At 63.6% G+C, this 19,128-nt stretch carries 17 protein-coding genes and 2 pseudogenes; 15 read left to right on the forward strand and 4 right to left on the reverse strand.

Annotation, left to right across the window (positions count from 1 at the left end; genetic code table 11):
* Positions 1 to 42 precede the first annotated feature (42 nt).
* Positions 43 to 1,224 (reverse strand): serine hydrolase, encoded by a 1,182-nt coding sequence (locus WT97_RS20100; protein ID WP_060354265.1) that lies wholly within the window; start codon positions 1,222 to 1,224, stop codon positions 43 to 45.
* Positions 1,225 to 1,501: 277 nt separating this feature from the next.
* Between WT97_RS20100 and WT97_RS20105 the strand changes: the two genes are divergently transcribed.
* From WT97_RS20105 to WT97_RS20125, 5 genes are all read left to right on the forward strand, one after another.
* Positions 1,502 to 2,629 carry an aminotransferase class V-fold PLP-dependent enzyme gene (locus WT97_RS20105; RefSeq protein WP_060354227.1) on the forward strand — a complete coding sequence of 376 codons (1,128 nt, stop codon included), beginning with the start codon at positions 1,502 to 1,504 and terminating at the stop codon, positions 2,627 to 2,629.
* Between the two features lie 96 nt (positions 2,630 to 2,725).
* Positions 2,726 to 3,295 (forward strand): YdeI family protein, encoded by a 570-nt coding sequence (locus tag WT97_RS20110; protein ID WP_059794871.1) that lies wholly within the window; start codon positions 2,726 to 2,728, stop codon positions 3,293 to 3,295.
* 372 nt (positions 3,296 to 3,667) lie between these two features.
* Positions 3,668 to 4,765 (forward strand): NucA/NucB deoxyribonuclease domain-containing protein, encoded by a 1,098-nt coding sequence (locus tag WT97_RS20115; RefSeq protein WP_257128536.1) that lies wholly within the window; start codon positions 3,668 to 3,670, stop codon positions 4,763 to 4,765.
* Between the two features lie 79 nt (positions 4,766 to 4,844).
* Complete coding sequence (locus WT97_RS20120) at positions 4,845 to 6,869, forward strand: SMI1/KNR4 family protein (protein ID WP_059794868.1); 2,025 nt, start codon at positions 4,845 to 4,847, stop codon at positions 6,867 to 6,869.
* 96 nt (positions 6,870 to 6,965) lie between these two features.
* Positions 6,966 to 7,472, forward strand: a complete 507-nt coding sequence (locus WT97_RS20125) for a GNAT family N-acetyltransferase (RefSeq protein ID WP_060354229.1) — start codon at positions 6,966 to 6,968, stop codon at positions 7,470 to 7,472.
* A 102-nt stretch (positions 7,473 to 7,574) separates the two neighbouring features.
* On the opposite strand, the pseudogene WT97_RS34975 reads toward WT97_RS20125, so the two are convergent.
* Positions 7,575 to 7,745: pseudogene (locus WT97_RS34975) on the reverse strand (TetR/AcrR family transcriptional regulator); the annotation flags it as partial.
* Between the two features lie 189 nt (positions 7,746 to 7,934).
* Here WT97_RS34975 and WT97_RS20130 point away from each other — a divergent pair.
* The 3 genes and pseudogenes from WT97_RS20130 to WT97_RS20140 all read left to right on the forward strand — a co-directional run bounded on the left by WT97_RS20130 (position 7,935) and on the right by WT97_RS20140 (position 9,489).
* Positions 7,935 to 8,277, forward strand: a pseudogene (locus WT97_RS20130) (DHCW motif cupin fold protein).
* A gap of 160 nt (positions 8,278 to 8,437) precedes the next feature.
* Positions 8,438 to 8,812 (forward strand): VOC family protein, encoded by a 375-nt coding sequence (locus WT97_RS20135; protein WP_060354230.1) that lies wholly within the window; start codon positions 8,438 to 8,440, stop codon positions 8,810 to 8,812.
* Complete coding sequence (locus WT97_RS20140) at positions 8,812 to 9,489, forward strand: hypothetical protein (protein ID WP_059794860.1); 678 nt, start codon at positions 8,812 to 8,814, stop codon at positions 9,487 to 9,489. Before WT97_RS20135 ends, WT97_RS20140 begins: the two co-directional genes overlap by 1 nt.
* 5 nt (positions 9,490 to 9,494) lie before the next feature.
* Here WT97_RS20140 and WT97_RS20145 read toward each other — a convergent pair whose 3' ends face one another.
* Entirely contained in the window at positions 9,495 to 10,466 is a 972-nt protein-coding gene (locus WT97_RS20145; RefSeq protein ID WP_060354231.1) for a LysR substrate-binding domain-containing protein, read from the reverse strand.
* Between the two features lie 134 nt (positions 10,467 to 10,600).
* Between WT97_RS20145 and WT97_RS20150 the strand changes: the two genes are divergently transcribed.
* The 7 genes from WT97_RS20150 to WT97_RS20180 all read left to right on the forward strand — a co-directional run bounded on the left by WT97_RS20150 (position 10,601) and on the right by WT97_RS20180 (position 18,197).
* Positions 10,601 to 12,901 carry an NADP-dependent malic enzyme gene (locus WT97_RS20150; RefSeq protein ID WP_060354232.1) on the forward strand — a complete coding sequence of 767 codons (2,301 nt, stop codon included), beginning with the start codon at positions 10,601 to 10,603 and terminating at the stop codon, positions 12,899 to 12,901.
* Positions 12,902 to 13,401: 500 nt separating this feature from the next.
* Entirely contained in the window at positions 13,402 to 13,809 is a 408-nt protein-coding gene (locus tag WT97_RS20155; RefSeq protein ID WP_059794851.1) for a hypothetical protein, read from the forward strand.
* A gap of 84 nt (positions 13,810 to 13,893) precedes the next feature.
* Positions 13,894 to 14,421: a pyridoxamine 5'-phosphate oxidase family protein gene (locus WT97_RS20160; protein WP_059794849.1), complete on the forward strand. Its 528-nt coding sequence runs from the start codon at positions 13,894 to 13,896 to the stop codon at positions 14,419 to 14,421.
* Entirely contained in the window at positions 14,408 to 15,883 is a 1,476-nt protein-coding gene (locus tag WT97_RS20165; RefSeq protein ID WP_059794846.1) for an NAD(P)/FAD-dependent oxidoreductase, read from the forward strand. Before WT97_RS20160 ends, WT97_RS20165 begins: the two co-directional genes overlap by 14 nt.
* A 228-nt stretch (positions 15,884 to 16,111) precedes the next feature.
* On the forward strand, positions 16,112 to 17,311 hold the full coding sequence (locus WT97_RS20170) for a PLP-dependent aminotransferase family protein (protein WP_060354233.1): 1,200 nt from the start codon (positions 16,112 to 16,114) through the stop codon (positions 17,309 to 17,311).
* Between the two features lie 12 nt (positions 17,312 to 17,323).
* A complete protein-coding gene (locus WT97_RS20175; protein ID WP_059794840.1) occupies positions 17,324 to 17,515 on the forward strand; it encodes a hypothetical protein in 192 nt (63 codons plus the stop codon).
* Positions 17,516 to 17,609: 94 nt separating this feature from the next.
* Positions 17,610 to 18,197 carry a pyridoxamine 5'-phosphate oxidase family protein gene (locus WT97_RS20180; RefSeq protein ID WP_059795097.1) on the forward strand — a complete coding sequence of 196 codons (588 nt, stop codon included), beginning with the start codon at positions 17,610 to 17,612 and terminating at the stop codon, positions 18,195 to 18,197.
* Between the two features lie 25 nt (positions 18,198 to 18,222).
* Here the strand turns inward: WT97_RS20180 and gcvA are convergent, their stop codons facing one another.
* Entirely contained in the window at positions 18,223 to 19,113 is an 891-nt protein-coding gene (gcvA, locus tag WT97_RS20185; RefSeq protein WP_060354234.1) for a transcriptional regulator GcvA, read from the reverse strand.
* Positions 19,114 to 19,128: the final 15 nt, after the last annotated feature.

Consider the following 19,128-nt stretch of genomic DNA (forward strand, 5'->3'; position numbering starts at 1 on the left):
GTTGGCCCGACTCCGTCGGGCCTTTTTTTGCCGCGCGGCCGGTTACCCCGCGCCGTAGACGGCATCCCGCAGATCGAGCGTGTACTGCCCGTTCATGCCTTCGTAGAGCGTGTTCGACAGCGACACGACGGTGAGTCCGCGTGCGCGGTCGACGAACCACGAATGACCGTAGACGCCGCCCCATCGCCAGGTGCCGACGGATTCCGGCGACGCGGCTGCCTGCGGATCGTGCAGCACCGAGAAGCCGATTCCGAAACCCGCGCCCGGCAGGTCCGGCAATTCGAAATCGCCGGTCTGCACGCGGCCCATCTCGTCGACGAGCTCGGCGGGCAGGATCGCGCCGCCGCCCGCGCGCAGCGTGTCTAGCACCGTCAGCACGTCGCCGGCGGTGCCGACCATTCCGGCGCCGCCCGACGGGAACGCTTGTGCATTCAGCGCGCGCGACGGCGAGTACGTGACGCCGACGAACCCTTCGACGATGGGCACCGTCTCGTTCTCGGCGAGCCGGTGCGGCTGCGGCGTGTCGTTGACGTACGGCGTGGCGAGCCGCGCGGGATCGCGTGCGACGAAGGCCGTGTCGCGTGCGCCGAGCGGGCGCAGCACGAGCGCATCGACCGCGTCGGCGAGCGGCACGCCGCAGACGGCCTCGATCAGCGCGCCGACGACGTCGATCGACAGCGAATAGTTCCAGTTGGTGCCGGGTGCGAACAGCAGCGGCACGCTCGCGATCCGGCGCAGGTTTTCGGCGAGCGTGATCGATGCGCCGTCGAGCCCGTCGGAGACACCGGCGCGCGCATAGGGGCCGTTTGCGTCGGTTTCGTTGAAGCGATAGTCGAGACCGGCGGTATGCACGAGCAACTGGCGCACCGTGATCGTCGGCACGCGGCCGTCGGGCAGTGCCGGACGGAACGCGGGCAGCCAGCGCGTGACGTCTTCGTCGAGCGACAGCTTGCGTTGTGCGACGAGCGCCATCGCGGCCGCCGAGACGATCGGCTTCGTCACCGACGCGAGCCGGAACAGCGTGTCCTCGCGCATCGGCGTACGCGATTCGCGGTCCGCGAACCCGGCCGCGCGGCGATAGACGAGTTCGCCGTCGCGGGCGACGAGGACGACCGCGCCGACGAGGCGCTGCGTGTCGAGCTGGCGGGACAGGACCGCGTCGATGCGCTCGGCGAGCGCGGGATCGGTTGACGACTGCAGTGACGATGCGGGAGAGGAGGTCATCGAAATTTCCGTCGTGAAGGGGCCGTTCGACATGTTATGGGATGCCTGGCGCACGCGTCGTTAACCCGTACGCGGAGCGGGGCGATGTGGGCGGCGCAGGCCGGCGGCGACGAACACCGGGCCCGGCAGCAGACAAAATATGCGCCAATCGGCCGGCGGCGTTCGTTAGAATCTGCTTTCGTCGAGGAAATGACGCATTTGCATTGGTGCAGAGCAGTATCGAATCGAAGACGCGGCTTGTCCCGATTCCATCGTTCATCTTTCACCGGAGGCGAGCATGCCAGGTTTACTTCCCGATGTTGACCGCGAGGGGCTCCTCGAATATTCGGTGGTGTACACCGATCGCTCGGTCAATCATATGTCGCAGCGCTTCCAGGGCGTCATGCGCGACATCTCCGCCACGCTGAAAAAAGTCTACAACGCGCAGTCGGTCGCGATCGTGCCGGGCAGCGGGACGTTCGGCATGGAAGCCGTGGCGCGACAGTTCGCGACGAACAAGAGGTGCCTCGTCATCCGCAACGGCTGGTTCAGCTTCCGCTGGTCGCAGATTTTCGACATGGGCAGCATTCCGTCCGAAACGACGGTGCTGAAGGCGCGCCCGGTCGAAGCCGGCAGGCAGGCCGCCTATGCGCCGGCCCCGATCGACGAAGTGGTCGCCGCGATCAGGGAAAACAAACCCGATCTCGTGTTCGCGCCGCACGTCGAAACGGCGTCCGGCATGATGCTGCCCGATGCGTACCTGCGCGCGGTGGCCGATGCCGTGCATGCGGTCGGCGGCATGTTCGTGCTGGATTGCATCGCGTCGGGCACCGTGTGGGTCGACATGCAGGCGAGCGGCGTCGATATCCTGATCAGCGCGCCGCAAAAGGGCTGGAGTGCATCGCCGTGTTGCGCGATGGTCATGTTGAGTGCGCTCGCGCGCGAGCGCATCGATGCGACGACCAGCACCAGCTTCGCGTGCGATCTGCGCAAGTGGCTGCAGATCATGGAAGCGTACGAGGGCGGCGGGTTCGCGTATCACGCGACGATGCCCACGGACAGCCTCACGACGCTGCGCGACGTGATGAAGGAAACCGACGCATACGGTTTCGACAAGGTGAAGGCGGAACAGCTCGAGCTCGGCGAGCGCATTCGTGCGCTGCTGACGGAGAAGGGGTTCAGGAGCGTGGCCGCGGCCGGGTTCGAGGCGCCGGGTGTCGTGGTGAGCTACACGGACGATGACGGTATTCGCACCGGGAAGAAATTCGCCGATGTCGGTTTGCAGATCGCGGCGGGCGTGCCGTTGCAATGCGACGAGCCGGAGGATTTCAAGACTTTCCGGCTCGGGTTGTTCGGTCTCGACAAGCTGCATGATGTCGATGGCGCGGTGAAGCGGTTTGCCGATGCGTTGAACCGGATTCTTTGAGGCGGTCGTGCGCAACGGGTTGCGCCGGTGGCCGCCGCGCGTTCGTCGAGCGGCGGCTTCCGAGTCGTTGAATACTCAACCATTCAGAGGCGTGACATGACCGAAGGCCCTCTGACATTTGCCAGTCAAGCCGAATGGGAAAGCTGGTTGGGGAAAAACGGTGGCACGTCGGCCGAAGCATGGCTGCGGCTCGCGAAAAAAGGTGCGGGGCAGCGAACCGTCACCTATGAAGAGGCGGTGGAAAGCGCCCTCTGCCACGGCTGGATCGATGGCCAGAAGAAGGCCGAGAGCGAGCAATACTGGTTGCAGCGCTTCACCCCGCGCTCGGCAAAAAGCATCTGGTCCAAACTCAACAAGGACAAGGCCGAAGCGTTGATCGCCGCAGGCAGAATGCACGCGGCCGGCATGAGCGAAATCGAGAAGGCGAGGAAGGACGGCCGCTGGGAGGCTGCTTATACGTCGGCCAGCAACTCGATCGTGCCGGACGATCTGCTGGCGGCTTTGGACGCCAATCCGAAAGCCGGGAAGTTTTTTGCGACGCTGAACAGCCGTAATCGCTATGCGATCCTGTTTCGGATACAGAACGCGAAAAAGCCGGAAACACGGGCGCGCAAAATCGCGGAATTCATCGACATGCTCGAGCGGGGCGAGACTTTGCATCCGTAGGGCTGTGGCGCCCGCGGCATACCAGATGAAGCGTGACGGGCCGAGAACTGTCGGAGGCGGACAGCTACCGCCACTTGACGGCGGTAGCGTTCAATTATTCGGCATGCCGAGGTCGGTTGCGTCGCGTACGGATTCGACTATGCGACATGGGCTTCGCGGACGGGATCGATTTAGTCGGCGTGACATGAAAAATTCGTTTTTTTTGATTTTATGGGTAATTATATTTATAAAAGTAAAACAATGAATATCTAGTCGCGTCGATAATTTACACCCTCCTGACGAAATTGACAGTTGCATTTCGTTTAAATGTTAATTTAAATTGACTTGCAGTGAAATCGGTCATTTCGATTAATGAAATAATCAGGAGGGGATGTGATTCATCGAATGCTTTTTGCCGGTGCGATTGTGCTTGCGACGGCGATGCCGGCTCATGCGGAAAGTGCGACGGATGTTTCTCCCATTTGCACGACAGTCCGGACCGAACCGACCAGGGACTCGCTATTGAGTCGAAGCAGTTATTGCCAGAAAACGGTCCCGCTCGAATATGTCGCGAAGGACAATCAAAACAATGAAATCGGGCGAGTGGCTATCGAGGCCTACGCGTATTCCGACAATCCGTCGAATCAGCTTGCGTGGCCATTGAAGTTCCGATTTCGCGCCCGCGTCATTTCCGGCAATCCGGGCGGTCTGATGATCAAGCCCGTCGTCGAATGCGGATCGGATTGCACGGTTGCGCCCAATGCCGGCGTGCCGCTTGCCCTCGGCGGATTGTCCAACGAGATATCGGTGATGGTTACGCCGAACATGGGAGCTAATAACCCGCTCAGGTTCAGTCCGACCCTCGAGTATCGGGTCGCGAAGTCGGGGGACTCGTTCGAGAACGGAGCAAGCGTGAGTCCGTACGCGGGTGTGGGTTATATTCCCGACATTCGATGCGACGTCGCGCTCGTCAAGAGCAACTCGCAAGGATGTGTCTACGCGGACGCACCGGCGGTTCTCCGTACCATCGTCGCCACGAATCCCGACGTCGATGAATCGGCGATCCATATTCGCGAAGCGCAAGCGGCCGGGCGGCCCGGCAAGTTCGTGCCGAAGGGAGACGGCACGATTTTTCCCGATACTTGGGAGTCCCGGCCGCTGACACGCACGCGCGACGCAACGCTTCGGCGCGATAATCGGGATGCATCCAAGAAGCAATGCGTTGCGAAATACGGCTCGGTTAACGGTCAGTGCACGTTCACCGGCGATCCGGACGAAACGCCGACCGATTGCGATTGCGACGAGTATCCGTTTGCGTCGACCGAGCAGGGTGCATCGAGTGACCCGGAAGTATCGGTCAAGCGTATCGATGCCAGCGATAATCGGCGCGCGGGCGCTTTTCTCGGCAATTTCTATTTGAACCAGCGCGTGCTCGACCAAGAGAATTTCTACGTCGACGTCGGATCTCAGCAGCCTGCCGCAAAACGTTGAGCCGCTGGGGAAAAGGAAAACCATACCGTTGCCGCGGTTCGCGGGTGACCCCAAACCGCGGCATGAAAACATTCACCACATGAGCGATCACGAGAATTTCCCTTTCTGGCTCAACCAGCCCTATGAACGCTGTCGACGCGTCGTGCCGGGCGCGATGCAATCCGAGACGGTGGCGGTGGAGGATGCGCTGACGCGCGTGACGGCGGCCGATGTTTTCGCACGGGAGAATGTCCCGCCCGTTCCGCTCGCTGCGATCGAAGGCTATGCAGTGCGCGCATCCGATACCGTACACGCGACGCATAGTGCGCCCGCCGAACTCGATTTCGAGTTCAGCCGACGCGCACTGGCTTCGCCAGCGGGCAGTCCGGCGGCTCGCGCAATCGGCGCGCGGTGTGCGGTCGATGTTCCTCCGTATTTCGCACTGCCGGAAAACGCCGACACCGTCGTCCCGAAAGGCGACCTTGAAATTACGTATCGCGGCGCCCGGTCTTTCCTGCTGCTGCACGCGCCGCTATCGGCTGGACAACACGTCATCGCTCCCGGCAGCGAATATCGACAAGGCAGCCTGCTCCTGCCCAAGGGCAGCCGGATAACGGCCGAACGGCAGATCGCGCTGATAGCGGCAGGTGTTCGCGATATCGAGGTCACCAAACGGCCGCGCATCGGCGTGGTGATCGTCGGATATGAACAGCGCGCGCCCGGCATCGCTCGCGAACGCTGGCAGCGGCCCGACACGAGCGGACCGTATATCCGTGCGGTACTGCAGCGCTGGGGATACGAAGTCCACTCGGTCGAATACATCGAGCCTCCGGACATGGCGCTGTCGCCGCTCGAGGTGCAACAGAACGAGTACGCATTCAGGAAGAAGCTCGCCGAGCTCGCGCAACGTTATGACCTGATCGTCGGAGCCGGATTGCCTGCCAAGCCGCCCTTCCGGGATGTCGGACTGAATGCGCAACCGGTGTATTCGCGCGACGACGCGACCGTCGAGATCCAGCAAACACCGGCGGATCGTTTCAACTTCGGACGCAGCGACGATCGCTCGCCGCCGAAGAAAACCACGCTCACGTTCACGCGGCCGGACGGTACGCAGAGCGGGATGACGGTCATGACCAGCTACGATCAGGCCACGCTGATCAACCTGCCGGGCCACACTAATGCGGTCGCTATGCTGATGCACGCGATCATGCCGCGCGTGCTCGATTTGCTCGAGCACGCCGCAACACCGGGGCCCCATTGGGAAGCCGGCATCATTGACCACAGCGTCGAGCGCGATGCTCGACTGAACGCGATGCGATGGGGCAATCTGCACCGCGACGTCGATGGTAATCCGGTCGTTCGCCTGCTGCCGTCCGAAGATGATGGATTGATCGGTGGTGTCGTCCGTGCCGATGTGCTCGTCGCGATCCCGGCGGCGGACTATCCGATGGCGACAGGTTCGTCCGTGCTGTTCCTGCGTCTCGATCGCGATCTTTCCAGCGAGCCGCCGCGCCACGTCACGGCGACATCCGCCGAGCGAGCCGTACAAGCGTTGCCGACGGCCGACACCCGCATGGCGGCCCGCGCTACCGACGGCGCACGCACCGTCGACCTTCGCGAAACATGGCAGCGGATCGACGCAGCATTCGCCGCCGATGCGTCACGCTTGCCGGGCGGACTCAACGGACCGGCGTCCGAGGATGATATCGATGCCTTGCAGGTCGCGCTGGGTACGAAGCTGCCCGGCGTTCTCATCGACAGTCTTCGCATTCACAATGGCCAAGCAGCGTTGGGCGATGCGTTTTCCGGAAGCGATGCGCTGCTGAGCGTGCACGAGATCCTCGCGCAATGGCGCGTCTGGAAAGGTCTCGTGGACGGCGGCGATTTTGACGGCATGACATCGGAGCCGGATCCCGGCATCGCCGGCGACTGGTACAACCTGAAGTGGATTCCGTTCACCCATGACGGCAGCGGCAATCATTTGTGTGTCGACCTCGATCCCGCTGAAGGCGGCGTCGCTGGTCAAGTGATTCGGGTCTGGCATGATGATGCGCGGCGCGAGCGTATCGCGGGGAGTTTTCCCGAGTGGCTTGCCGGCATCGCGTCGGCGCGACAATCAAGCTGAGTACTCATGGAGCGTGCAGTCGTGCCGCCTCGTCGATAACCGACGCGTGGCGCGATGTGGCGGGATGGCGGCCCAGACCCGACGGAGAAACGAACGATGGTGTCGAAAAGCGTCCGCAAGGCGACGGTCGACGATGTTCCGGTGCTGACACGGATCCGGAACGATGCACATGCCAAGAAGGTCGCGCACCGCGACTACGTATGGGGCAAGGAGGGCGACGGATTCTCCGAAGGGTGGGTACGAAACCACGTCGCCGAGAAAGCCGTATACGTCGTCGAACAGGATGGCGCGCTGGTCGGAACGTTCTCGCTCGACTTCGACGATGACAGACACTGGGGGCCCCAAGCGCCGATTCCAGGCTACGTGCACGGCCTCTGTGTGCGGCAGGGTTTCAACGGCCTCGGGCTCGGCAGCTTCATGCTCGACTGGTGCGCTCATGAGGTGAGCCGCTTGAACCGGCGTTTGCTTCGACTCGACTGCGGCGCTGAAAACATCACGCTCTGCGCTTACTACGAGTCGCTGGGCTTTGTCCGCGTCGGATTGAAAGCGGACGGTATTGTCTGGTCTCTTTACGAAAAACCTGTCAATTCGGGCCGCCGGTGATCGCGGCGGTCCTGCAGCAAACATCGGCGGCGGAATCCACGTCAGTCGGGGCGCACGATCGAACACCACGCGTTCATCTGAAGCCGCGCCCCCGTTACCCTGCTACGCCGGCAAAAGGCCCGCTTTACGATAACTGTCAATCAGCGCGTCATAGAGCGAGAGATCGGCGCGGCTCCGCGCGATGAGCTGGGCGCCGGCGATGGCGGCGAAGATCGCCCGTGCCCGCTGTTTGCGCTCCCGGGCACCGACCACTGCCGCCGCGGACAGAACCTTGCCGCGCTACCGCGTCACGACGCAAGATCAGGGGCATGTATCGGTCACTCCGAATTCGTCACGGAATGCTCGACTTGCAATTGTGGAATAGTGTTTGATGTCCAAGGCGATCGGATGCGAATGGATTGCATGATCGCGACGGCGGATTGGCCCCGGCACGAAAGCCCGACCTATACAGGAAGCGACAGTATGAAAATGGATGCGTTTGCCTTTGGCACGACCAACTGGGGCCGAAATCGAGCGAACGGAACATCGAGGAGAAACCGGCGTCGCTTATTGGCGCACGCGGTTCTTTGGTGAAGAGCCGAATCGGATCCGTGTGCGGATGGTGGAATACACGCCCGGCTACCTCGCCGATCACTGGTGCCAGAAAGGGCATGTTCTTTTCTGTATGGAAGGCGAACTGGAAACGACGCTCAAGGACGGGCGGAAGTTCGTTTTGACGGCGGGCATGAGCTACCAGGTTGGCGACAACGCGGAACCACATCAGTCCTACACCCGGACGGGGGCGAAACTTTTCATTGTCGACTGATCCGGGTGTCGGAGTAATTTTGTCAGTCCGCTTTCAGATGCTCAGAACGTCTCATACGGGTCGATTGAGCGGGTAACGGACCACCACCGCATGTGACACCGTTGCGGTCATCGCGACATCGCATCAACATGCCGACTGATCCATCCATCGGGGAGAACTCATGTTTGACCACGTCAAATTCGGCGTCAGCGACTACGCCGCCAGCAAGGCGTTTTTTCTCAAGGCGCTCGAACCGCTGGGTGCCGAAATCGTCGGGGAACGCGAGCCGTCGTACGGGATCGAGATCGGACTGCCCAGCAAGTCTTCGCTGTGTTTGTTCCCGACCGACGAGAAACCGGCGCATCTCCACATCGCGTTCGTGGCCGACACGCGGCAGCAAGTCGATGCGTTTCATCGCGCGGCGCTGGAGGCCGGCGGGAAAGACAATGGCGCGCCCGGGCTGCGGCCGCATTATCACGCGAACTATTACGCGGCGTTCGTCATCGGTCCGGATGGACACAATATCGAGGCGGTGTGCCATCGGGCGGAGGGGTGATGCGCGGGATCGGTAAAACGCTCGCGGCGATCGCAAGCCTTGCGCTCGTCGGCATTGCCTGCGTTCAAGCCGCGCCCCGCGAAACTGCATTCCCGCGCTTCACTCAGACGGAAGGCAAGCTCAACGGCGACGGGCTTCCGCTCTCGGGCGTGAAGCTCTGCGTGCTGCCCGACCGTGCGCCGTGCTTCGAGATGCCGCCGGCGCCGCTTCCCCATTCCTCGAAGGAGCTGTACCAGTTCGGCCTGAATCCACGGTCCGAGCGGTTGCCGATCGCGTCCGGCGGCTCGTGGGTGTTCTTCTCGGGGATGTTCTCGGGCGGCGGCAGCGGGATGCTGGAGCGCGTCGCCGTGCTGCGTGTCGGCGCGGACGGCAAGATCGAGAACCTGATGCCGAAGGTCACGCAGACGGAAATGGCCGATCGCGCGATGTGGAACTTGCCGGAGGTGTCGCCGTATCCACTGTTTGTCCGCGCGGACGCCGAGTGGCAAGAGGGCGAAGTGCATTTCGACAAGCACTTCTTCGAAGTCGACGCATGGGTGTTCGACCCTGCCGCCAATCAATACGCGAAGCGCTTTTCTTACCGCACGAGCAAGCGCTACGACAGAGGCGAGGGTTCGGACCACGTGCTGGCCGCCGAGCGCGCGGAAATCCTGCGTCGCCTTTCAGCGGGCAAGTAACGCGGCTATCGCTGCGCGTCTCCGTACGTCTCCTTGCACACCCCGCGCAGCGCGTCGACGAGCAGATCGCGCGCAGGCGACTGCGAATCGGCGGCGCGCGTGAACAGCGCGATGGGCGGCAGCGTCCATACCAGCGAATAAGGCACGATCGCCACGCCGGCGATTCGCACGAGTTCTTCCGCGATGTCGGCCGGCACGATCGACACGGCCTCGTCGCTCGACGCGATCATTTCGCCGATCAGCTTCGACGAGTAGCTTTCGACGATCGGCACGGGCGGCGCGATGCCGGCCGACAGGAACAGGTCGGTCACCTGTTCGCGCATCGGCGTATGCGGCGCGCCGAGAATCCAGTCGAGCGCATGCAGCTTGTGCCAGTCCAGCGGCGTGCGGGCGAGCTTCGCCGCCAGCCGCCGGCTCGCGATCATGCGCGGCTGCTGCTGATACAGCACTTCGAACGAAACCTGCCCGAGATCGATCGCCGACGACGCGCGCCCGATCACGATGTCGACGCTGTGATCCCGGAGTTGCAGCAGCAACTGATCGCTGGTGCCTTCGTGAATCGTGACGGTCAGGCGCCGCTCCATGCGCGCCTGCAGCCGCTTCAGCGCGGCCGACAGCATCTGGCCGGAGATGAACGGAATCACACCGATGTGCAGATGGGCCGCATGCCCGGCGGCGACGGCCTCCATCTCGCGGGCGAGGTGGTCGAGATCCTTGATCATCGCCTTCGCCCGTTCGAGCACGACCGCGCCGAGCGCGGTGGGCCGCATGCCGCGCGACGAGCGCTCGAACAGCGGCGTGCCGAACATGCTCTCCAGTTCGGACAGCGCGTTCGTCACGGCCGGCTGGCTGCTCGCCATGTGCTCGGCGACGCGCGTCAGCGATCCGTGCTGCTGGATCTGCAACAACAGCACCAGATGCCGAATCTTCAGACGAGCGCCGAGCCGCCTGACCACGTCGTTTGCATCAAAATTCATTGACTGGTCATGCATTCATCAGGAAAAAGTGATGGACCGATATTAAAACAGAATCATCACGTTATGGCGGATCCCTAGAATCACCTTCATGGATCGCGCCGGGACTGGCCTGGCGCCCACGCCGGGACCCAAACATGAAACAGACAGAGACACAGCAGCAGGCCGCGTTCGACTATCACGAGTTTCCGACCGCCGGGAAAATCTCGGTCGTGGCGAGCAAGCCGCTGGTGACCCAGCGCGATCTGGCGCTGGCCTATACGCCCGGCGTGGCGAGCGTGTGCGAGTCGATCGCCGCCGATCCGCTGCAGGCGCACCGCTTCACGAGCCGCGGCAACCTCGTCGGCGTGATCACGAACGGCACCGCCGTGCTTGGTCTCGGCAACATCGGCCCGCTCGCGTCGAAGCCGGTGATGGAGGGCAAGGCCGTCCTGTTCAAGAAGTTCGCCGGGATCGACGTGTTCGACATCGAGATCAACGAGACCGATCCGGACAAGCTGGTCGACATCATTGCCGGCCTCGAGCCCACGTTCGGCGGCATCAACCTCGAGGACATCAAGGCGCCGGAATGCTTCACCGTCGAGCAGAAGCTGCGCGAACGCATGAAGATTCCGGTCTTCCATGACGATCAGCACGGCACGGCCATTACCGTTTCCGCCGCGTTCATCAACGGGCTGAAGGTCGTCGGGAAGTCGATCAAGGAAGTGAAGGTCGTGACGTCGGGCGCCGGCGCGGCCGCGCTGGCGTGCCTGGATCTGCTGGTCGACCTCGGGCTGCCGGTGGAAAACGTCTGGGTGACCGACATCGAAGGCGTCGTCTATCGCGGCCGTACCACGCTGATGGACCCGGCCAAGTCGCGCTTCGCGCAGGAAACCGATGCGCGCAAGCTCGCCGACGTGATCGGCGGCGCGGATGTGTTCCTGGGGCTGTCGGTGGGCGGCATTCTCACGGCGGAGATGCTGAAGGAAATGGCGGCGCGCCCGCTGATTCTCGCACTGGCCAACCCGACACCGGAAATTTTCCCGGAACTGGCACATGAGACGCGCGACGACGTCGTCATCGCGACGGGCCGCTCGGACTACCCGAACCAGGTCAACAACGTCCTGTGTTTCCCGTACATTTTCCGCGGCGCGCTGGACGTGGGTGCGACGACGATCACGCGCGAGATGGAGATCGCCGCGGTGCACGCGATCGCGGGGCTGGCCGAGGAAGAGCAGAACGAAGTCGTCGCGGCGGCCTACGGTGCATACGACGTATCGTTCGGCGCGCAATACCTGATTCCGAAGCCGTTCGACCCGCGCCTGATCGTGCGGATCGCACCGGCCGTGGCGAAGGCGGCGATGGAAGGCGGCGTGGCGACGCGTCCGCTCGCGAATCTCGATGCGTATGTCGAGCAGTTGCAGCAATTCGTCTATCACTCGGGCGCGTTCATGAAGCCGCTGTTCGCGACCGCGCGTCAGCTCGTGCGCGACGGCGGCAAGGCGCGGATCGTGTTCACCGAAGGCGAAGACGAGCGTGTGCTGCGTGCGGTGCAGGTCATCGTCGACGAGAAGCTTGCGCGGCCGATTCTGGTCGGGCGTCCGGAGGTGCTGCTCGCGCGCATCGAGCGGTTCGGCCTGCGCTTGCGGCTTGGTCAGGACGTCGAAGTGACCAATCCGGAATACGACGAGCGCTTCCCGCAGTACTGGACGAAGTATTGGGAACTGCGGTGCCGCGACGGTATTTCGAAGGAAATGGCGCGCGTGGAAATGCGCCGCCGCCTGACGCTGATCGGCGCGATGATGGTGCAGCTCGGCGACGCGGACGGGATGATCTGCGGGACGGTGGGCGAGTATCACAATCACCTGCGGTTCGTGGACGAAGTGATCGGCAAGAAGCCGGGGGCGTCGACGTACGCGGCGATGAACATCCTGTTGCTCGATCAGCGGACGGTCGCGCTGGTGGATACGCACGTGAACGACAACCCCGATGCGGAGCAGATCGCGGAATTCACGATTGCGGCGGCGCGGCAGATGGAATGGCTGAATCTGACGCCGAAGGTGGCGCTGCTGTCGCGGTCGAATTTCGGGTCGGGGAGTGCGGCTTCGGGCGTGAAGATGCGCCGGGCGCTGGAGATCGTGCGGGAACAGGCGCCGGATATCGAGGCGGATGGCGAGATGCATGGCGACTGTGCGCTCGACGAAGGGCTGCGGGCGAAGCTGCTGCCGATGTCGCCGTTGAAGGGGGCGGCGAATTTGCTGGTTTGTCCGAATGTGGATGCCGGCAACATCGCGTACAACCTGCTCAAGACGGAAGCGGGGAGCAATGTCGCGGTGGGGCCGTTCTTGCTCGGCGTCAATGCGCCGGTGAACATTCTTACTTCCAGTGCGACCGTGCGGCGGATCGTGAATATGGCTGCTTTGACGGTGATCGAGGCTAATCGGGGTGTGGCGGGCTGAGTGATCGGCGCTTGCGGGGCGGCCGCGGCCGCCCCTCGGTTTGTCGGCATTTGGCCATGAAATGCCGTTGAAAAATAAAATCCGGGCGGCTGCTAGAGGCTGTAACAGGTCATGGACACCTGATCGGCTTTCGCGGGATCATGATTCCGATTTGGCTTCGCTGAGCACATTCCCATTGCCGGGCCAGTCATCGCGTTGATGCGGGGCTGCCCCCATCCTGGATTCGCGCGCGGCCACTGCCCGCGTGCCGCAACTCATACCCATAGGCCTCTTCAACCACTGTCACGGCCGCAAGAACCGTGAGGCCGCGCCACATCCGGCAAAACGGCGTGCATGGAAACGCGAGAGAACATCGCCGACGCATGTTGCCAAAATAATGCACGACGTATACAGTTGCTCATAGTGCATTGAAAGTTTCCTGCATAGCCGGTCGATAGCCATGACAGGCCTACGTCACGCGGAACCTTCGACGTTCAACACCCGCCATTGGAGCGACGTTGATGCATCACACGCTATCGCCCTTGCTCAGCGCGATGTATGACTTTGGCTTCGCGTTGTTCCATTTGACCTTCTGGCGCTGGTTCGACTGGCCAAGGTCTCTCGAAAAAAGCGGGAGACTCAATCGGGGCATCACCCAGACCCTCAACGTGATGTTGAGTTACGTGTTCATTGTCTATGCGGTGTCGCTCGTCCTGGCTGAAACGCGAACCCGAGGTCCGCTTGCGCTGGCGGGAAGCGGATTCTGGTTGCTGAGGGCGATTGCGCAACCCGTGCTGTTTGCCGGAACGCGCTTGAGCTGGATTTTCGTGGCTGTGTTCGCCCTTGGCGCGGGCCTGCATGCGGTCACATACGTTGATTCCGCGAAAGTGGGCGTCGAGGCATGGTCATTCGCTAAACCGCTTTCGTGAAAGCAGCATCGGCGCACTTCCGATTGCCGGATTTTCACGGTTTTAGAGAAGTTTCCTCGAAACGAAACGCTGTCCAACATCACCATGAATGCCGACCAGCTCTTTCAACAAGCCCATGAAATCGTCAGTCATTGCGCGCTCTGTTTCGTGTCTTCGAACGACGCCTCCGGTCAGATCAACTCCAGAGTCGTCGAGATCCTGGAAATCGAAAGCGACCTCACGATTCGTTTCATGACCGATTCGAGAACGCGTAAAGCGTTGGAGATTTGCCGGGGAAGCGCGATCAGCCTGTCCTTCCTCAGCATGGCTGACCGTGGATACGTGACGCTCGGAACCGTTCCGGTGGTTTCCGCCGACACGGCGTTGAAACAACGTATCTGGAAAGAGTCGCTGTTCACGTGGTTTCCCGACGGGCCGGACGATCCTTACGTGATCGCCGTCACCTGCACGCCGGTCTGGGTCGAGATGTGGTCACGCATGCGGGGGATTGCACCCGATCCGCTGGGCCTCAATTCGGTTCGGCTGATCCAGAAGGACGGCAACTGGCACGTCAATCACACGTTTCCAGCCATGCGCGAATCGTTGCGTGAGGGATCGTATGACGGGCAATGACAAGCAGCCGGTCGTCGTCATCGGTGCAGGGCTGGCCGGCCTGGCCGCTGCGCTGATGCTGGCGCGCGGTGACAAGCCTGTCGTCATCGTGGAAGCATCGGACGAAGCAGGCGGCTGCTGTTCCACCACGACGAAGAACGGCTTCACCTTCAACAACGGCGCGATGTATGTCGCGGTGCCGTCGCTGATTCGCGCGTCTTTCCGGCGCCTCGGTCTCGACTTCGATCGCGAGGTGCCGATGGTGGCCATCGAGCGCCCGCACGTCACGCACCTGGACAATGGAACGACCATTCATCTGTCCGGTGCGGGCACGTCGTATGTGGAAGGCGATCGCGCGGATTCGAGGACACGGCAACTGCGTGACGGCCTCGGCAGGCTCCGGCAACAGTGGGGGCCCGCTTACCGCACGCTGGTCGATGAAGTGTTGCCGCACGAGCCTTCGCTACTACGGACGTTGAGCAAACTATGGCGTTACCTGCCCCGCACGAGCGGGCATGCGAGCCGTCTGATCGAAGCGCACTTTGCCGATGCAGACCTGCAGTCGGCGGTTGCCTCGACCCTGCTCTACACCGGGCAAGGCCCCGACCGCCTTCCGGCGACGCAGATCGTCGGCCTGATTGCCATGCTGGAGGAGGGATTCCATCTGCCGCGTGCAGGCATGGGCGTCATCAACTCCGCGATGACGCGCGAGTTGTCCAGGCGCTCGGTGCCGATCCGGTTCGGCGCCCCTGTACGCGAAATCGTCGTGGAGAAGGGGGCGGTCCGCGGCATCGTGCTGGCTGACGGCGAGCGCATTGCGACCGATTGCGTCGTGGCGACCTGTTCGGGTTTCGACGTGGTTCGGCACTTGTTGCCCGACGGCGCGGTGCCAAGGCGGCTCGCGCACAAGGCTCGCACGGCGCCACTGTCGCATCGGGCGATTTCGATTCAGGTCGGTTGCTCGGGCGCCATGCTGCCACGCGCGTTCATGACCAATCGTGTGCCCTCGATGCGGCAACAAGCGGCGCTGCATGTATCGACTCCGGGCGTACCGCATTGGCTCGCCTATACCTGTCCGTCGCTGGTGTTGCCGGAGCTTGCGCCAAACGGCAAGGCGGTGCTGGAACTGTATGCGCCGGCGACAGGTATCCACTCCGTATCGGAATGGACGCGCGCGATGACGCAGGCGGCGGTCGACGACTATCTCAGCGCGATACAGGCGCATCTTCCCGGCCTGTGCATCGAAAGCGTCCGCGTGGCGGATCCGCGGGATTTCGCGAGCGAACGGCATTTGTACGAAGGCGCGCTGTACGGCATGGCCCCGGGTACGGCGCCCGACAAGTTCTTTCCGCATCGGGCAGGCCTGCGTGGCCTCTATCTCGGAGGACAGACGACGTTCCCGGGGTATGGCGTACCCACGGCCATGTTTTCCGGCATCCAGGCGGCGGAAGCCGCGATGCAGGACATGCGCGGGAATGCGTGATCGGCGCGTTGCGTGACCGTCGGCAATGTCCGACCCCCGCATCGCGCTCACGCCCGTTCCCCCATTTGATGACCAAACCGCAAGACGTAGTGCATAGATATCGTTTGCCGAGCCCTTAATGACTATCGACAATCGTGGCTCGAATTCACCGCCGCGGCGCCAGAAGCGCCTTGGCGGCCGGCACGCGACGGCTATCCCGGCCGGCCGTGCCCACCCGCTCACGACGACATGTACGCGTTCACGCCCTCATTCCAAAACCCCGCCGGCTCGCCGATCCGCGAGTTGTTCAAGTACCTGTCCGAACCGGGCATGATTTCGTTCGCGGGCGGTTACCCGGCCAGCGACCTGTTCGACGTCGACGGCCTGAATGCGGCCGCCGAACGCGCATACGCGCAGCCCGTTCGCTGCCTGCAATACGGCCCGACCGACGGCCTCGCCGAACTGAAGCAGCAACTGATCGCGCTGATGGCGCGTCGCGGCGTCGGCTGCACGTCGGCCGAACTGCTCGTCACGACCGGTTCGCAGCAAGGCCTCGACCTGCTGCTGCGCGTGATGGTGTCGCCCGGCGACGTCGTGCTGACCGAACAACCGGCATACCCGGCCACGCTGCAGGCGACGCGTTTGCAACAGGCGCGCATCGTGACGATCCCCGTCGACGGCGAAGGGCTCGACGTCGATCGTCTCGGCGAACAACTCGCGTCCGGCGCGATCGCGCAGCCGAAGCTGCTCTACACGGTTCCGACCTTCGCGAATCCGACGGGTGCGACGCTCACGCGCGAACGCCGGCTGAAGCTGTTGCGCCTCGCGGTGCAATACCGCTTCCTGATCGTCGAGGACGATCCGTACGGCGACCTGCGGTTCGCCGGCGAAGCCGTGCCGTCGATGCTCGCGCTGGCCGGCGAAGTGGACGGCGCGCGCGACTGGATCGTGCATTTCGCGAGCCTGTCGAAGATCGTCGCGCCGGGGTTGCGCGTGGGCTGGACGATCGCGCCGGCCGAAATCGCGCGGCGCTGCGTGATCGCGAAGCAGACGGTCGATCTGTGCAGTACGCCGTGGACGCAGGCGAGCGCCGCCGAATACCTGGCCGACGGCGCGCTCGAACGCCATCTGCCGCGCATCACGGCCGCGTACCGGCGCAAATGCGACGCGATGTGCGACGCATTGCGCGACGGTTTCGGCGATGCAATCGAATTCCATCGTCCCGAAGGCGGGATGTTCGTGTGGGCGCGGCTCGGCGCGGTGCCGTCGGACGTGCTGCTGCAGCAGGCGATCGCCAACAAGATCGTGTTCGTGCCCGGCAAGGCGTTCTTCGCGGACAACGTCGACGCAGCGTCGCTGCGCCTGTCGTTCGCCGCGCCGGACGTCGACGCGATCCGGGAAGGCGTCGCGCGCCTCGTGCGCGCGTATGGTGCGGCGCTGGCCGCGTGAGGAGACATCGACATGACGATCACCATCAACGAAACGACATCGACGGGCGCAGCATCGGGCGCCGGCGACAAGCGGCCGGCCAAGCATCGCTCGTCGCAGATCGGCGCGGGGCCGCAATATGTGGCCGACGTACTCGGCCGCTTCGGCGCGGAGCCGGCGACCGATGGCGGCGATGCGGTGCCGGTCGTGCTCGGCTACAACTGAGCGGCGCACGCGCGGCGGCGCATCGCATGCGAGGCGTCGCCGACGCAAACGGTTAAGCTTGCGCGATCGAAACACCGACGATCGCCGCCGCCTCATGTCCGACTCGACCTCCGAATCGCTCGCGCAAACCTATGACCGCCTGTGGTCCTGCCTCGAATCGGGCGTACGTGTGCAGCGCTCGCCGTTCACGATGTTGCAGGCGGCGACGCTCGGCCTCGATGGCGCACCGAAGGTCCGGACGGTCGTATTGCGTCAGGTGAATCGCACCGAGCGCGTGCTGTCGTTTCATACCGACGTGCGTTCGGCGAAGGTGGCGGAGTTGCTTCGCGATCCGCGTATCTCGATCGTCGCCGGCGATCTCGATGCCCTCGTGCAGATTCGCGCGGAAGGCGTTGCGTCGATCTGCGACGACGAAGCGCAACGGCGTGCGATCTGGCGAGCGAGCCGGCCGCATACGTTGCTGCTGTATCGCGCGCCGTTGCCGCCCGGTACGCCGGTCGCGTCGCCCGAAGCCGCGCATATCGACGCCATCGCACCCACCGGCGACGGCTACGAAAATTTCTGCCTGATCCACATGACGGTCACGCGCATCGACTGGCTCGAACTCGCGCGCACCGGCCATCGTCGGGCGGTATTCGACCTGAACGAAAGCGGCTACGACGCCCGCTGGATCGCGCCCTGACGCGAACTCCGCGCGCTCGAGCCGTTCAAGGCCGCCCGTCCGACGCGGCCCGGATCATCCACTCGCGCATCACCGCGATCGCGTCGTCGTCGCGGCGTTCGGCCGGATACACGAGATAGAACCCCATCGACAGCGGAAACGCGAAGTCGAACGGCTTGCACAGCCGTCCGGCGGCGATGTCGCGCTCGACGAGCGGCTCGGTCGCGAGCGCGATGCCCTGGCCGGCGACGGCCGCATCGATCGCGAGCGACGTCTGGTTGAAGCGCAGCCCCTTGTGCGGATCGACGTCGACCGGTTCGGGCATCGCGGCGAGGAACTCGGGCCACAGATCGTGCGCGTCGTGCAGCAGTACCTGGCCGGCGAGCGCGTGCGGCGAAGCCGGCGCGGTCAGCACCGAAGGGCTGCAGACCGCATACACGTCGAGCGGGAACAGCGCATGGGTGGCGAGATGCTTGCCGAACGGCGGCTTGCCGTAGCGGATCGCGAGATCGACGCCGTCGTGGCGAAACGTCGCGATCTGCGGGGCGGCGATCACGCGCACGTCGTAGTCGGGATGCGCGTCGGTGAACTGCGCGAGCCGCGGGATCAGCCACTTCGACGCGAACGACGGCGTCGTGCTGATCGTCAGCGCGGCGCGCCGTTTCACGAGCTTGTCGGTCGCGTCGGCGATCGCGTGCAGCGCGCGCTGCACGTCGGAGAAATACGCGGTGCCGTCGTGCGTGAGCGCGAGGCCGCGCGGCAGGCGCTCGAACAGCTTCAGGCCGAGCACGTCCTCGAGGTGGCGCACCTGCTGCGCGACGGCGCCCTGCGTGACGCCGATCTCGTCGGCGGCGGCGCGGAAATTGAGGTGCCGCGCGGACACTTCGAACGCACGAAGCGCATTCAGCGGCGGCAGGCGGGAGGAGCGTGGAGGCATCGTCAGGCTGTAGAA

Origin of the sequence: Burkholderia sp. MSMB1459WGS (assembly GCF_001534535.1) — a bacterium.
GTDB lineage: Bacteria > Pseudomonadota > Gammaproteobacteria > Burkholderiales > Burkholderiaceae > Burkholderia.

What these genes read in the sequence shown, in the direction of transcription:
- WT97_RS20170 (WP_060354233.1), top strand. Translation starts at nt 16,112, where the DNA reads ATGTACGCGTTCACGCCCTCATTCCAAAACCCCGCCGGCTCGCCGATC.
- WT97_RS20125 (WP_060354229.1), top strand. Translation starts at nt 6,966, where the DNA reads ATGGTGTCGAAAAGCGTCCGCAAGGCGACGGTCGACGATGTTCCGGTG.
- WT97_RS20150 (WP_060354232.1), top strand. Translation starts at nt 10,601, where the DNA reads ATGAAACAGACAGAGACACAGCAGCAGGCCGCGTTCGACTATCACGAG.
- WT97_RS20110 (WP_059794871.1), top strand. Translation starts at nt 2,726, where the DNA reads ATGACCGAAGGCCCTCTGACATTTGCCAGTCAAGCCGAATGGGAAAGC.
- WT97_RS20160 (WP_059794849.1), top strand. Translation starts at nt 13,894, where the DNA reads ATGAATGCCGACCAGCTCTTTCAACAAGCCCATGAAATCGTCAGTCAT.
- WT97_RS20140 (WP_059794860.1), top strand. Translation starts at nt 8,812, where the DNA reads ATGCGCGGGATCGGTAAAACGCTCGCGGCGATCGCAAGCCTTGCGCTC.
- WT97_RS20180 (WP_059795097.1), top strand. Translation starts at nt 17,610, where the DNA reads ATGTCCGACTCGACCTCCGAATCGCTCGCGCAAACCTATGACCGCCTG.
- gcvA (WP_060354234.1), bottom strand. Translation starts at nt 19,113, where the DNA reads ATGCCTCCACGCTCCTCCCGCCTGCCGCCGCTGAATGCGCTTCGTGCG.
- WT97_RS20175 (WP_059794840.1), top strand. Translation starts at nt 17,324, where the DNA reads ATGACGATCACCATCAACGAAACGACATCGACGGGCGCAGCATCGGGC.
- WT97_RS20120 (WP_059794868.1), top strand. Translation starts at nt 4,845, where the DNA reads ATGAGCGATCACGAGAATTTCCCTTTCTGGCTCAACCAGCCCTATGAA.
- WT97_RS20165 (WP_059794846.1), top strand. Translation starts at nt 14,408, where the DNA reads ATGACGGGCAATGACAAGCAGCCGGTCGTCGTCATCGGTGCAGGGCTG.
- WT97_RS20155 (WP_059794851.1), top strand. Translation starts at nt 13,402, where the DNA reads ATGCATCACACGCTATCGCCCTTGCTCAGCGCGATGTATGACTTTGGC.
- WT97_RS20100 (WP_060354265.1), bottom strand. Translation starts at nt 1,224, where the DNA reads ATGACCTCCTCTCCCGCATCGTCACTGCAGTCGTCAACCGATCCCGCG.
- WT97_RS20105 (WP_060354227.1), top strand. Translation starts at nt 1,502, where the DNA reads ATGCCAGGTTTACTTCCCGATGTTGACCGCGAGGGGCTCCTCGAATAT.
- WT97_RS20135 (WP_060354230.1), top strand. Translation starts at nt 8,438, where the DNA reads ATGTTTGACCACGTCAAATTCGGCGTCAGCGACTACGCCGCCAGCAAG.
- WT97_RS20145 (WP_060354231.1), bottom strand. Translation starts at nt 10,466, where the DNA reads ATGAATTTTGATGCAAACGACGTGGTCAGGCGGCTCGGCGCTCGTCTG.